The 13,244-nt window shown below is 61.4% G+C and carries 12 protein-coding genes; 5 read left to right on the forward strand and 7 right to left on the reverse strand.

What is annotated here, in order from left to right; all coding sequences use genetic code 11:
- Positions 1-120 precede the first annotated feature (120 nt).
- Complete coding sequence (locus M0G74_RS12050; RefSeq protein WP_248217301.1) at positions 121-1,374, forward strand: multidrug effflux MFS transporter; 1,254 nt, start codon at positions 121-123, stop codon at positions 1,372-1,374.
- Here the strand turns inward: M0G74_RS12050 and gstA are convergent.
- On the reverse strand, positions 1,371-1,970 hold the full coding sequence (gstA, locus tag M0G74_RS12055) for a glutathione transferase GstA (protein ID WP_248217302.1): 600 nt from the start codon (positions 1,968-1,970) through the stop codon (positions 1,371-1,373). The two genes, M0G74_RS12050 and gstA, sit on opposite strands and share 4 nt — an antisense overlap.
- Positions 1,971-2,053: 83 nt before the next feature.
- On the reverse strand, positions 2,054-2,665 hold the full coding sequence (locus M0G74_RS12060; protein ID WP_248217304.1) for a hypothetical protein: 612 nt from the start codon (positions 2,663-2,665) through the stop codon (positions 2,054-2,056).
- A gap of 185 nt (positions 2,666-2,850) precedes the next feature.
- Here M0G74_RS12060 and M0G74_RS12065 point away from each other — a divergent pair, with 185 nt between their 5' ends.
- The gene (locus M0G74_RS12065; protein ID WP_248217306.1) at positions 2,851-3,573 is read left to right on the forward strand and encodes a sulfotransferase family protein; all 723 of its coding nucleotides are present in this window, start codon (positions 2,851-2,853) and stop codon (positions 3,571-3,573) included.
- Positions 3,574-3,593: 20 nt separating this feature from the next.
- Here M0G74_RS12065 and M0G74_RS12070 read toward each other — a convergent pair whose 3' ends face one another.
- From M0G74_RS12070 to M0G74_RS12085, 4 genes are all read right to left on the reverse strand, one after another.
- Complete coding sequence (locus M0G74_RS12070) at positions 3,594-4,565, reverse strand: glutathione S-transferase family protein (RefSeq protein ID WP_248217308.1); 972 nt, start codon at positions 4,563-4,565, stop codon at positions 3,594-3,596.
- A 12-nt stretch (positions 4,566-4,577) separates the two neighbouring features.
- Positions 4,578-4,982 (reverse strand): DoxX family protein, encoded by a 405-nt coding sequence (locus tag M0G74_RS12075; protein ID WP_248217310.1) that lies wholly within the window; start codon positions 4,980-4,982, stop codon positions 4,578-4,580.
- A 181-nt stretch (positions 4,983-5,163) separates the two neighbouring features.
- Positions 5,164-6,150, reverse strand: coding sequence for a Gfo/Idh/MocA family oxidoreductase (locus tag M0G74_RS12080; RefSeq protein WP_248217311.1), 987 nt, complete (start codon positions 6,148-6,150; stop codon positions 5,164-5,166).
- Between the two features lie 56 nt (positions 6,151-6,206).
- Positions 6,207-7,094 carry a LysR family transcriptional regulator gene (locus M0G74_RS12085; RefSeq protein ID WP_248217312.1) on the reverse strand — a complete coding sequence of 296 codons (888 nt, stop codon included), beginning with the start codon at positions 7,092-7,094 and terminating at the stop codon, positions 6,207-6,209.
- 151 nt (positions 7,095-7,245) lie between these two features.
- Here M0G74_RS12085 and M0G74_RS12090 point away from each other — a divergent pair, with 151 nt between their 5' ends.
- The 3 genes from M0G74_RS12090 to M0G74_RS12100 all read left to right on the forward strand — a co-directional run bounded on the left by M0G74_RS12090 (position 7,246) and on the right by M0G74_RS12100 (position 11,540).
- Positions 7,246-8,199 carry a pirin family protein gene (locus tag M0G74_RS12090; RefSeq protein WP_248217315.1) on the forward strand — a complete coding sequence of 318 codons (954 nt, stop codon included), beginning with the start codon at positions 7,246-7,248 and terminating at the stop codon, positions 8,197-8,199.
- Positions 8,200-8,286: 87 nt separating this feature from the next.
- Complete coding sequence (locus M0G74_RS12095) at positions 8,287-9,600, forward strand: sodium:proton antiporter (protein ID WP_248217317.1); 1,314 nt, start codon at positions 8,287-8,289, stop codon at positions 9,598-9,600.
- Between the two features lie 56 nt (positions 9,601-9,656).
- Positions 9,657-11,540 (forward strand): monovalent cation:proton antiporter-2 (CPA2) family protein, encoded by a 1,884-nt coding sequence (locus M0G74_RS12100; RefSeq protein ID WP_248217321.1) that lies wholly within the window; start codon positions 9,657-9,659, stop codon positions 11,538-11,540.
- A gap of 23 nt (positions 11,541-11,563) precedes the next feature.
- On the opposite strand, the gene M0G74_RS12105 is transcribed toward M0G74_RS12100, so the two are convergent.
- Entirely contained in the window at positions 11,564-13,159 is a 1,596-nt protein-coding gene (locus M0G74_RS12105) for a sulfotransferase (RefSeq protein ID WP_248217323.1), read from the reverse strand.
- Positions 13,160-13,244 lie beyond the last annotated feature (85 nt).

Raw genomic sequence — 13,244 nt, forward strand, 5'->3', positions numbered from 1 at the left:
CCGCCGGCGGTGCCGGCTACCATGCGCGCACCCGGCGCCGGCTATCCTTTGGCTGGCGCCACCGGGATTTTCCCGCACCAATCCAACGCTGTACCCAGGCCCTTATTTTACCCATTCGATATGCCGCCAAATTTCTTCAATGCCGAAGGCCAACCACCGCGCTGGCTGGCCCCCTGTCTCGCCGCACTGGTAGCGCTGACGCCCTTTGCCATCGATACCTACCTGCCGGCAATTCCGGCCATGGCCGCCGCGCTGGGCGTGGAGGTGGCGCAGGTGCAGCACTCGGTGTCCAGTTATCTGCTGGGATTTGCGGTGGGGCAGTTGTTCGGCGGACCGCTGTCCGACCGCTGGGGACGGATACTGGTGGGCACCATCGGCCTCAGCATTTTTATTGTCAGTACCTGCCTGATTCTGTTTACCAATAATGTCGAGTTGCTGGTGGCACTGCGCTTCTGCCAGGCGGTGGGCGGTGGTTTTGCCACGGTGATCTGTGGGGCCATAGTGCGCGACCTCTACCACGGTCGCGAGGCGGCGCGCATCATGTCGATGATCGCCACCATGATGCTGATCGCGCCCATGGTGGCACCGGTGATCGGGTCCACCCTGCTGACCTTCGGCGACTGGCACGCGATTTTCATTTTTCTGCTGGTGTACGGATTGCTGATGATGCTTCTGGTGCGCGGCATTCTGCCGGAAACGGTGTCCCGCTTCCGCCGCGCGCGCCGCCAACGCCAGCCCCGCCGCAGCATGCTCAAGGGTTATGCACAGATTTTCCGCACCCGGCGCGCCCTCGGGTTCCTGTTTGCCCAGGCGCTGATCAGCGGCTGTATGTTTATCTACATCACCACCGCCCCCTTTGTGTTCATGGAGCACTTCGGTGTCAGCGCGCAGACATTCCCCATGCTGTTTGGCAGTTGTGTGCTGGGACTGGTCCTGATGGTGCAGCTCAATATCCGCCTGCTGAAGGTGTTTGAACCGCGGCAGATACTGGTGGTGGGCATCTGCCTGCAACTGTTTGCCTGCGCGCTGCTGCTGGCGAGCACCGTCTATTTCGGCAGTGAGCAGCCCCTGCTCGGATGGATGATCCCGCTGGTGATGGCGATGGGGGCCATCGGCATCATTACCCCCAATTCCGCCGCCTGTTACCTGGAGTTTTTCCCCACCATCAGCGGTACCGCCAACGCACTCTACGGGGCGTCGCTGTTTATCTTTGGCGGGGTACTCGGGGGGGCAGTGAATGCGGTGCATACCGGCACCCTGGTGCCAATTGCGGTAGGTATGTTGTGCTGCTCGGCCGCCGCGCTCGGCCTGGTGCTGCTGGTGGCGCGGGCGCGGCAACCGATCGAGATTAAACCGCGCGCGGGGCGGGGCTAGATCAGGCCCTCGGCCTGCATTGCCTTCTGAACGCCCGGGCGCTGGGCCATGCGCTCGGCAAAGGCGGCCAGTTTTGGCCAGCCGCCGGTATCCACATCAACCTTGGCGCACCAGCTGTACACCGTGAACAGGTAGGCGTCGGCGACACTGAAATCATCCCCCAGCAGGTAGTCACCGCTGAGACTGTCTTCGACAAACTGAAAGCGCTTGCTGACTGCCTGACTGGCCCTGGCCTTCTCGTCTTCAGAGCCGTTCCAGAACAGGGGTACAAAGGATTTGTGCACTTCGGTGGAGATGTAGTTCAGCCACTCCAGCATCCGGTAGTGAGGCAGGGTTCCGTACTCCGGCGCCAGCTTTTTATCCGGGCGCTGTTCCGCAAGAAACTGGACAATGGCCGGCCCTTCGGTCAACACCTCGCCACCTTCCAGCTGCAGCGCCGGCACATAGCCCTTGGGGTTTACCTGGGTGTAGTCCCCACCGGATTCGGTTGTTTTGGCCTTGAGGTCAACCTGGCACAGTTCGAGGTTGAGCCCGGCCTCGCAGGCGACGATATGCGGCGACAGCGAGCAGGCTCCAGGGGCATAGAAAAGTTTCATGGGGTCTTCCGGCGTTAAAACGATGGTTCGAGTATAGCCGGGGCCAGGCGCCCGTCAGCTGCCGGGGCGCCGCCGCACGCGGATCACCGCAGGAAGCGCGAGGAATACAGCGAGCGGAACTTGTACAAAAGGCTCTTTTTCTTGCGCGCGTACTTGTTGCCGCTTTTTACCGTGCGCAGCGCCCCCAAGATTTTGTCCCTGTCTCCCTTGAGGCCGGCGGCATCCATGAACTTGAAGAAATCTTCTTCCAGATGCTCCATGCGCACTTCCACCCAGTTCTGGCGGCGGCTCAAAAAGAAGGTCACATTGTCGGCCACGGTATCCACCATCAACCGGCAGGCTTGCAGTGCCTGCGCCATATCCGGCTTGCGGCGGCACATCAGGGTGCCGTGGTAGAAGTGCCTGGCGATGCAGATGGCGCCCTGCCAGCGGTCGCGATAGCTGCGCGCGATCTTGTCGTGATCGCGGGTCAGGTGCACGTAGAAGGTGTCTTTGTCGTCGTAGATGCGATCCAGGGTGCCGAGAAACCACACCAGGCGGTTATCCGACTCGATGTGATTGTCCGGGTACTGCAAGCGTCCCTCGATCATGCCGGCGTGGATTTCATGACCCGACGTCATGCCGTCGATGTGGGTGCAGGCTTCTTCGAACGTGGTTGACCCGGAACGCCCGGTTGTTAATACAAAAATCCGCATATCTTTCTCTTACAGCAATGAAGTTCCCAGGCAACCCACACCGGATACCCCGGTCCGATACTCCAGCATTAAACCGGACAAAAAAGCGGCAAGATAATACGCTGACCGGGGCACCGTTATCCACCAATAGGGCTGTGATAGCATGGTGACTTGCCAGTAACCTGCTTTCCGGAACCTGAAAGATCATGCACCCAGCTCTGGACAAACTGTTCTTCAACCGGGCCACGCTGCCACTGCGGCCCTTTTACCGCCGCTACCCCTTCCGCTCGCCAGCCTCCATGCGCAGTGCCAACGACCGCGGCATGGTAGACCTGGAACTCGGGTTTTTCTGCAACCGGGTTCCCAAGGCCGCCAATTCCACCATTGTCACCAACCTCACGCGGCTCAAGCTGAACCGCGACCTGCCATCTGAGCAGGCAAAGAAGATCTCTACCCGCCCCGGCCACCTGAGCCGCGCGGAAATGACGCAGTTCGACAAACTTTTCAAATTCACCGTGGTGCGCAACCCGTACAGCCGGGTGCTATCGGCGTATCTCAACAAGGTGGTGCGCTTCCCGGAGCGCTGTGGTGACATCAGCTTTGCGCAGTTTCTGCAACGGCTGGCGACAGAGCGGGACTTTCTCTATAGCAACGCCCACTGGGTACCCCAGGCGGACCTGATGCTGATTCCGGCGGAAGAGTTCGACTTTATCGGCAAGGTGGAAACCCTGGACCGCGACCTGGCGGAGATCAAGCAGCGCATCCGCCCGGACATTAAGGACGAAATCACCAGCGCCGGGCCGCCGCCCACCGGGGCATCGAAGAAGTTGCGTGAGTATTACAGCGACGATTCCCTGGTCGCGCTGGTGGCGGACATTTACCGGCAGGATTTCACCACTTTCGGTTACCCCACCGAGTTACCCGCCTAGCTCATTCCCTCGATGCACTACTAGCCGCGCCCGTGGGGCGCGGCGTAGTCCAGTTCCGGTCCCACAGGAACAATCCCGGTGGGATTGATGTTTTTGTGGCTGGCGTAGTAGTGGGTTTTGATGTGGTAAAAATCCACCGTCTCCGCGATGCCGGGCCACTGGTATAGCTCGCGCACATAGGCCCACAGGTTTTTGTAGTCCGCCAGGCGCTGTTTGTTGCACTTGAAGTGGCCGTGGTACACCGCATCGAAGCGGATGAGGGTGGTGAACAACCGCCAGTCCGCTTCGGTAATACGCGGACCGGTGAGATAGCGGTTTTCCTGCAGCCGCTGCTCCAGTATTTCCAGCACCTCGAACAGCCGGTGGTAGGCCGCCTCATAGGCTTCCTTGCTGGTGGCAAAGCCCGCGCGGTAAACCCCGTTATTGACGTTCTGGTAAACCAGATCGTTGGTGGCATCGATATCGCCGCGCAGATCCTCGGGGTAGAAATCCTGGGTATCGCCGGTGAGTTCATCAAATGCCGTGTTGAACATGCGGATGATTTCCGCCGACTCATTGCTGACGATGCACTCGCGCTCCTTGTCCCACAGTATCGGCACCGTCACACGGCCGCTGTAATCCGCGCGGTTGCGGGTGTAGACCTGGTGTAAGTATTCACTGCCAAACAGGCGGTCGCCGCTACTCCCTTCCTTGTTATTGAAGGTCCAGCCGTTCTCCAGCATGTAGGGGCTGACCACCGATACATCGATGTAATCCTCCAGCCCCTTGAGCTTGCGGAAAATCAGCGTGCGGTGGGCCCAGGGGCAGGCGAGGGAGACGTACAGGTGATAGCGGTCTTTCTCTGCCGCAAAACCGCCCTCGCCGCTGGGCCCGGCACTGCCATCGGCGGTGACCCAATTGCGCAGCTGGGCCGCCTCGCGTTCAAATTCACCGCCGCTTTTATCGGTGTCGTACCATTGGTCTTTCCATGTGCCTTTGACAAGCAATCCCATTGGTCGGTCCCCTTACTTCTGTTTCACTTTCGCCATGGCGTGGTCAAAGCTGAACTTGCCGGCACCGGTGCAGGCCAGGAACAGAAAACCACCGGCAATCGCCAGGTTCTTCATAAACAGGATCTGCTGCATCTGATCACCGGGCACGTTGTGGAACATCCAGGCACTGATCAAACAGAAAGCGGCAAACGCCAGCGCCACCCAACGGGTAAAAAAGCCAAATAAAATCGCCAGGCCACCACCCAGCTCCAGCAGGATCACCAGTGGCAACAGAAACCCGGGCACACCGGCCGCCGCCATATACTCCTGGGTACCGGCGTAACCGGCGATCTTGCCGTAGCCCGCGGTGATGAAGATGACCGAGATCAGAATGCGCCCGATCACTTTGGTGAAGTCGCACAGTACGCTGTTGTTCATAGCGAGGTCCTCAATGATTTACTTCCAGCAGGGAAGTGTATGAAGTGACAACGCTGTTCAGTGTAGTTCGATTATTGGAAACGAAAACCGCATATTTTCGGCGGGAAAGATCGGTTTTTTAGAAGATTTCACGGGGTAGCAGTGCCAGGTAGCAGTGCCGGCTAATCGCGCGCGGCGGGGCTTATTGCAAGCCCGCCAGTATCTGGTCCATCACCCGGGACGCCTTGGCACCCTCGGCACCGGCAACCGGGTGGCGGCCATTGCCTCGCAGGTGCTCGACCATATTTTCAATATGGAAGTACTGGATGTTTTCCGGGTGGGCAATCTCCACCGTTTCGGTTGCATCGCCGGCGTCGAGCAGCAGTGGCTCGTCAGCAAATACGGAAAAGCGGATGGTCCCCCGGCTGCCGTAAATCATCACCTCATCGCGGTATTCGCTGGCACCGAAGTTCCAGAAGCCCGCACCGGTGGCGCCACTGTCAAACACCCAGCAGGCGGAAACCGCATCCTCGGCGTCGTACAAATTCTGTTGATTGACGGCGAGGCCCCTGGCCTCGCGAATATCGCCGACCAGATGCATAAACAGGTCGAGGCCGTGACAGGCCAGATCCACGAAGTGGCCGCCGCCGGACACCGCGGGATCGGTGCGCCAGTCGTAGTCCGGCGACAGGTCGGCCGCGGAAGGGGCGCGGGCATAGCTCCAGTTGATGTGGCGAATATCGCCGATTTTGCCACCGTCGATCCACGCCTTGACCTGATTGAAACGGGGTAGGGAGCGGCGGTAATAGGCGACAAACAGCTGTGCGTCCTTGCCAGCGAAGGCCGCGGCAATTTCCTCACACTCGGCAAAATTGAGTGCCATGGGCTTTTCCAGACAGCAGTGTTTGTTGGCACTCGCTATCTTGAGGGCGTACTCCCGGTGGCTGCCCGGTGGCGTGGCCACGTAGATGGCATCGATGTCCGGGTCGCCAATCAGCTCGTCGGCACTTGCATAGGTTTTGGGGACGCGGTGACGCTGGGCGTAATCGAGCAGTTTTTCCCGGTCCCGGCGCATCACCGCCAGCAGCGATGAGCCGGGAACCTTGTTGAACGCCGGACCGCTTTTCAACTCGGTGACATTGCCGCAGCCGATGATGCCCCAGTTGATCTTGTCGCCATCTCGTTTCATTCCGCCCATCCTGTCGTAAATTTTTTGGTAAAGCCCAAGAAGCTCGCCTAGCGGGCTCACTCTATGGGTGGCAGGCCTTCGCGCAGGGCCCGCAGCAGCAGGCAGGCCGCGGGGCCGGCGCGGTCACGGTCCGCGTAGACCAGATAGACGGTGACATCCCGCTCCCAGGGCTCTTCGGTTCGCAGCGGCAACAGCCGGTCTGCCGACAGAGAGTCGCGAATCCGGGTCTGCGGCAGCCAGGCAAACCCCAGCCCGCGCTCGATCAGTTCGATGGAGGTGTGCACATTGCTGACGGTGATGCGCTGGTCGGAACCCAGCCAGCCGGCATCCTGGCGATTCTTAAGGGCAGAGTCGCGCATCACTATCTGGCGGCTCGCTTTCAGGTCTTCGCGGTTCACCGGCCGCCCCAGCTGGTGCAGCGGGTGATCGGGATGGGCGACGGGTACAAACTTGACCCGCGACACCGGCTCACCCACGAACCCCTGGGGTACCCGCGCGGTGAGAATAAAGTCCACTTCCTGCTGCAGCAGCAGCTCCTCGGCGCCGGACAGTACGGTTTCGCGCAGCTCCAGGCGGGTGTGGGGATACTCGGCGGCAAAGCGCTCCACCGCGTTTAACAGTGCCTCGTAGTCAAACAGTACATCCACCGCCAGGCGCAACTGCGCCTCGGTCCCCGCGGCCAGGCTTTCGGCCACCGACTCCAGTGCCTCCGCCTCTTCCAGCAGGCCACCGGCGCGGTTCAGCAATACGCGGCCGGCATCGGTCAGCTCCGCCTTGCGCCCGCGCACTTCCAGCAGCGCCACACCCAGGCTTTCCTGGAGTTTGTGTACCGCGTGATTGATCGACGACTGGCTTTTATGGACGGCCTCTGCCGCCTGGGAAAAACCACCGTGTTCCACCACCGCCTGAAACATGCGCCACTGTTCCAGCGTTACCTTGGCCATAGACTGTCCTTTGTCTGTTTTCGATATCTGCGTCGAATCGTAAAACGGTTATCGGTTTGATCTGTCGAGCTTGTCGAATATTAGCTGCGATTATTTGCCATTTTCTAGCGATTTTATCGGCCTATACTGCCGGAAATGGAGGAGCAGAACCATGCCTAACTTCACAGACAAAGCCACACCAGAAAACGCGAACAACGCCAGTATCCGCCCCGCGGCGCGGGTAGTGGCGGGGCATCCATCCGCCGACGGCGCCGGGGTGAAAATCCACCGGGTGGCGGGCTTCCAGTCCCGGGAGTTCAGCCCGTTTCTGATGATCGACGAGATCCGCTCGGAAGACCCGGACGACTATATTGCCGGCTTCCCCCCGCACCCCCACCGCGGTATCGAAACCCTCACTTATATGTTGAGCGGGGAATTCGAGCACCAGGATCACCTGGGCAATCGCGGCGCCATTGCCCAAGGCGGCGCCCAGTGGATGCGCGCCGGGCGCGGCATCATCCATTCGGAAATGCCATCCCAGCCCAAAGACGGAAGCGAGGGCGGTATGCACGGCTTCCAGCTGTGGATCAACATGGCGGCCAAAGACAAGATGAGCAAACCCGGCTGGCGGGATATTCAGCCGGGCGAAGTGCGCGAGGTGCCGCTGGATGACAACGGCTCGCTGGCGCGCCTGATCGCCGGCGAGTGGCAACTTCGAGGTGAACCCCAGTGTGGCCCTCTGCTGGATGCCGCGGCGGAGTCGGCGGTCGCCGATGTGCGTATCGCCCCGGGTGCGGAAGTCAGCCTCGGGATACCCGCCGAACACTCGGCGCTGGTGTATATCTACCGCGGTGCCCTGGAAACCGCGCGCGGCACCGTTACCCGCGGCAATCTGGTGTTGTATGGCGCTGGCGAGTCGTTACAATTGCGCGCGCCCGCCGGGGCACCACAAGCGGACGTGGATTCGACACCAGGCTCAGGGCTGTTATCTGGCTCAGGGCTGCTGGTATTGCACGGCCGACCGCTCAACGAACCGGTGGTGCACTACGGGCCTTTCGTGATGAATACCCGCGAGCAGATCGAGCAGACACTGCGCGACTACAATAACGGCACGCTGACGGATTGATCCGGCGCGCGCCGCAGCCAATGCGCGGCGCGCGCTCTCCGTTTATACCGAGCACCGCCGCATTTTTCCCCGAGGTATCCCCAGGGCATGGACGTCTATTACACCTTCTGTTTTCTCGCCGCCGTGTCCGTGTTTCTCGGGTTTCTCAATCAGTATGTGCTGCGCACCCAGGCCACCATCGCCATCACCGCCGGTTCCCTGGCGCTGTCGCTGATTGTGATAGGCCTCGGCAAGCTGGAAATTGTCGAGCTGCGGGACTGGGCGGGCCAGTTGCTGCCACTGCTGAACCTCGAAGACCTGTTGCTGAAGGGCATGCTCGGCTTCCTGCTGTTTGCCGGCAGTCTGCACATTGACCTGCTGATGCTGCGCAACCAGAAGGTGGAAATCACCCTGCTGGCGATTTTCGGCACCCTGATCTCCACCTTCGCGGTGGGTTACATGCTGTTCTATTTCTTCAGCTGGATCGGCATGCCGGTGGACCTGGTGTACTGCCTGCTGTTCGGCGCGCTGATTTCTCCCACCGACCCCATCGCGGTACTCGCCATCATCAAGAGCCTGAAGGCACCGGAGCAGGTGTCGATCCAGGTAGAAGGGGAGTCGCTGTTCAACGACGGTTTCGGCATGGTGGTGTTCGCGGTGATTTACGCGCTGGCGTTTGAGGGCACCGAGCCCACACTGCCCGCCATCAGCCACCTGTTTATGGTGGAGGCCCTCGGTGGCATCGGCCTGGGTCTCGCCATTGGCGGCCTGTTCCACTGGCTGATCTGTTCCACCAACGACCACAGCCTGGAATTGCTGCTGACCCTGGTCGTTCCCACCGCCGGCTTCGCTACCGCCAATATGCTCGGTGTATCCGGTGCGCTGGCGATGGTGGTGGCCGGCATCATCATCGGCAACTTTACCCGCGAGAAGGGCTTCTCCCGGGTGAGCCAGCACGAACTGGACAACTTCTGGACCATCACCGAGGAATTCCTCAACGGTATCCTGTTCCTGCTGGTGGGCCTGTTCATGATCACCATCGACTTCCAGCCTATCGACTATGTGCTGATTGCCGCGGCCATTGTCATCGTGCTGCTGGGGCGCACCCTGGCGGTGGGGGTACCCTTCCTGTTCCTCAAGCGGCGCCGCAAATACCACCCCTACACCGAGCGCATCCTGATCTGGGGCGGACTGCGCGGCGGCCTGGCGCTGGCGCTGGCGATGTCGATTCCCGCCGGCTACGTCATCGGCAACAGCCAGGACGGCAGCAGTCACGATCTGCGCCACCTGTGGGTGGTGATGACCTACGGCGTGGTACTCTTCTCCATCGTGGTGCAGGGCTCCACCATTGCGCCACTGATTCATCGCAGCCGCGAAGCCAGTTTCCCCGAGGGTGATCCCGGCACACCACAACCGGACTGATTCCACTCCGCTGCGGCCCTGCGATCATTTATTCACGACAATCAATAAGCCAGGCCATGCCGCACGACAATTTTCTGCTCCAGACCGTTATCTTTCTCGCCGCCGCCGTGGTGTCCGTACCGCTGGCCAAACGCCTGGGTTTCGGCTCGGTGCTCGGCTATCTGGTGGCCGGGGTACTGATTGGCCCCCACGCCTTTGGCCTGGTCGGCGACACCAGTGAAGAGCTGCACTTTGCCGAGTTCGGCGTGGCGTTGATGCTGTTCCTGATCGGGCTGGAACTGCAGCCGAAAAAGCTCTGGGCCCTGCGCGGTTCTATCTTTGGCACCGGTGGTGCCCAGGTCATCCTGACCGCGGCCGCGGTGTGTGGCCTGGGTATCGCCCTGTTCGGTTTCGACTGGCGCAGTGCCACCGCCGTGGGCCTGATCCTGGCGCTGTCTTCCACCGCCATCGTGCTGCAGTCCCTGTCGGAAAAGAACCTGCTCAAAACCGAGGGCGGCCGCAATGCCTTCAGTGTGCTGCTGTTCCAGGACATCGCGGTCATCCCCATTCTCGCGCTGTTGCCGCTATTGGCGACGGTGGAAGTGGCCGCCGATCCCGACGACTTACAGGGCTGGGCCTACGCGCTGGCGGTACTGGCGGCAGTCGCCGCGCTGATCCTGGCCGGGCGCTACCTGCTGACACCATTGCTGCGCATTGTAGTGGGCACGCGCACCCGGGAACTGTTTACCGCCTGCTCCCTGCTGATCGTACTGAGCGCCGCCGCGATCATGTCCTGGCTGGAACTGTCCCCAGCCCTGGGTACCTTTATCGCTGGTGTGGTCCTGGCGGAAAGCGAGTTCCGCCACGAACTGGAAGCGGATATCGAGCCCTTCAAGGGCTTGCTGCTGGGCCTCTTCTTCCTCGCCGTGGGTGCCAACCTGGACCTGGCACTGGTGATGCAGAAACCGCTGCTGTTGCTGGGGCTACTGGCGCTGCTGGTGGTGGTGAAGTTCGTTATCCTGTTCGCGCTGGCGCGGGTGCGCGGTATGGCGAAAGGGGAGGACTGGCTGTTCGCGCTATCGCTGGCGCAGGCGGGGGAATTCGGTTTTGTATTGCTGGCCTATGCCAGCCAGAACCATGTGCTGCCCGCGGATGTGACCAGCGTGCTGATCGCGTTGATTGCCCTGTCCATGGCCTTCACTCCCATGCTGCTGCTGGCCTATGAACAGTTGATTCAGCCCCGCTACTTCAGTGGCCCGCGGCAGCCGGATGTTGCCGACAGCGCGCCCCAGGACGACGGCACCCCGGTGATCATCATCGGCTACGGTCGCTACGGGCAGATTGCCGGGCGCCTGCTGAATGCCTGCGGCTTCGACACCACCCTGCTGGAACACAATGCCGAACAGCTGGAGCTGGTGCGCCGCTATGGCATCAAGGCGTATTACGGGGATGCCTCGCGCGAGGACCTGCTGCATGCCGCCGGTGCCGAGAATGCGAAGATTGTCATCCTCACCCTGAGTGATCAGGCGGCCTCGCTGGAAATTGTCAGCCGCATCCAGAAGTACTTCCCACACCTGACCATACTCGCGCGCGCGCGCAACCGCATGCACCAGTACGCACTGATGGAAGCGGGGGTACACTATATCTATCGCGAGACCGTCGACAGTGCATTGGAGATCGGCGCCGGTGCCCTGCAACTTCTGGGTCTGTCCAAACACCAGGCACAGCGCGCCGCGCGCAAATTCAAGCAGCACGACCAGCGTATGCTCGAATCCCTGTTCCCTTACTGGCGCAACGAGTCCCAGCACGTCGCCCAGACCAGGATTTACCGTGAGCAACTACTGCAGGCATTGCGGGAAGACAGGCGCGATGCGGATCTGCATCTGGATCACCATTGGGGTGATAGCGTCGGCAAGCCCAAAAAGGGAGTGGACAAAACGTCCAGTAAACCGGGGCTCTAAGCACCTGCTACCCCGGACAAGACTCAACTGTCTGGCGGCAAGATACCCGCGCTTTCCAGGATTTTCCGATAGGGCTGTAGTTGCGCAGCAAATTCCCGCCAGCGACCGCTCGAGCGACGGTGGATTGGTTCGCGCACCTGGGTGGCGCTGGCGGTGGCGGCCGTCAGGCCCGCCCGGTGAAATTCCAGGCAAGCGCGTTCAAACGGCAGCCGCAGCCAATCCAGCAAAGACCGTGTCTCCCGTTCAGGCTCCGCCACCAGTAAATCGTAATCGATCGTATAAATGCGGCCCGACAGCAGCGCCTGCCACTGCTGCATCAGCTGGTGATACTGCACATAGTAGTGGCCCAGCTCTTCGAGGTCGTAGGACCAGGGGTAGGCGTCCGCGAACAGTTGCTTGTACGTGGCGAGACCGGCGTCCATGGGGTTGCGCCTCACATGTACGAAGCGGGCGCCGGGCAGGGCACGGGCAATCAGCGACAGGTAAAGGAAGTTGCCTGGCAATTTGTCCGTGAAGCAGCGCCGTTCACTGCGCAGGTGCCGGATACTCTGCAGGTAGGTCCGCCCCAGCGCCGCCGGTGACTGTGCGGCAATCGCACGCGCGTCCGCAGGGCTCAACAGCGCCGCTTCGCCACGGCCCAGCTGTTGCTTCACCGCCAACGGCCACTGCACCAGCTCACCCAGAGCCTGCACCTGTGCATGGCTACCCAGTATCTGTTCCACCAGGGTGCTGCCCGCCCGCGGCAGGCCGACAATGAAAATCGGGGTTTCCCCGCCGCTTGCCGGCGGGCTGTGGTCTCCGGTCCGGTGGTACCAGCTCTCCCCCAGATGCTCATGCACCGCGTTAAAGGTATCCCGCTCACTTTCCGTATCGTAGTGCAATCGTTGCCGCTGGGCGTCGGCGCCAGCCTGGTAGTGTTGCCATGCGCAGTCCCAGGCCCTCAGGTCTTCACTCAGTTTACCGGCGGCGTAGTGCAAATAGGGTTGCGCCACCGGTGGAGCGGTACCGGCGAGGGCTTGCAACGCATCCAGGTGCGCGCGCGTTTCCGTGTGGTTGCCGCGGCGGCTTTTTGCCAGCAGCCAGTGGGCGCGGTAGTGGTCCGGAGCCCGCTCAAGGACCCGCCTTAGTGCGATACCGGCGTCCGCGCTGCGACCGAGAAAGAGTTGTACCGCCGCCGCATTGACGAGAATGCCGATATTGTCCGGCGCCAGTTGCAGAGCCTGCCGGTAGAGCGACAGCGCCTGTTGCTGACGGCCCAGGCGGCTGTAAATCGTCGCCAGCATATCCAGCAGTTCTGGGTCGCCCGTAATCTGCGGCAGACACAGTGCCGCCTCGGACTCAGCCGCGGCAAACCGGCCGTTGGCGGCAAGAATCCGCGCGAGATATACCCTGGCCTCAGCAAACTCCGCGTCGGCGCGCAGCGCCGCCTTGAAGGCGCGCACCGCGATCTGCGGCCTGCCTCCTTCGAGCGCGGCGAGGCCCAGCAGGGTATGCGCCTCGGCCCGCTGGGGTTCGGACTTCAGCACCCCGATACAGCGCGCAGACACGGCGCGCCAGTCGCCCTCGGTAGCGGCGCGGCGGGCGAGATCGAGCTGTTGGCGGTTGATGTCATTGGACATGGTGATTCACATGCAATGTTGGTTGGCGTTCGCTCGGTGTAGACATGGTTGTGCCAGAAGCAAAAAAGGCGGGGCAAGCCCCGCC

Source organism: Microbulbifer sp. CAU 1566 (genome assembly GCF_023156515.1).
Taxonomy (GTDB): domain Bacteria; phylum Pseudomonadota; class Gammaproteobacteria; order Pseudomonadales; family Cellvibrionaceae; genus Microbulbifer.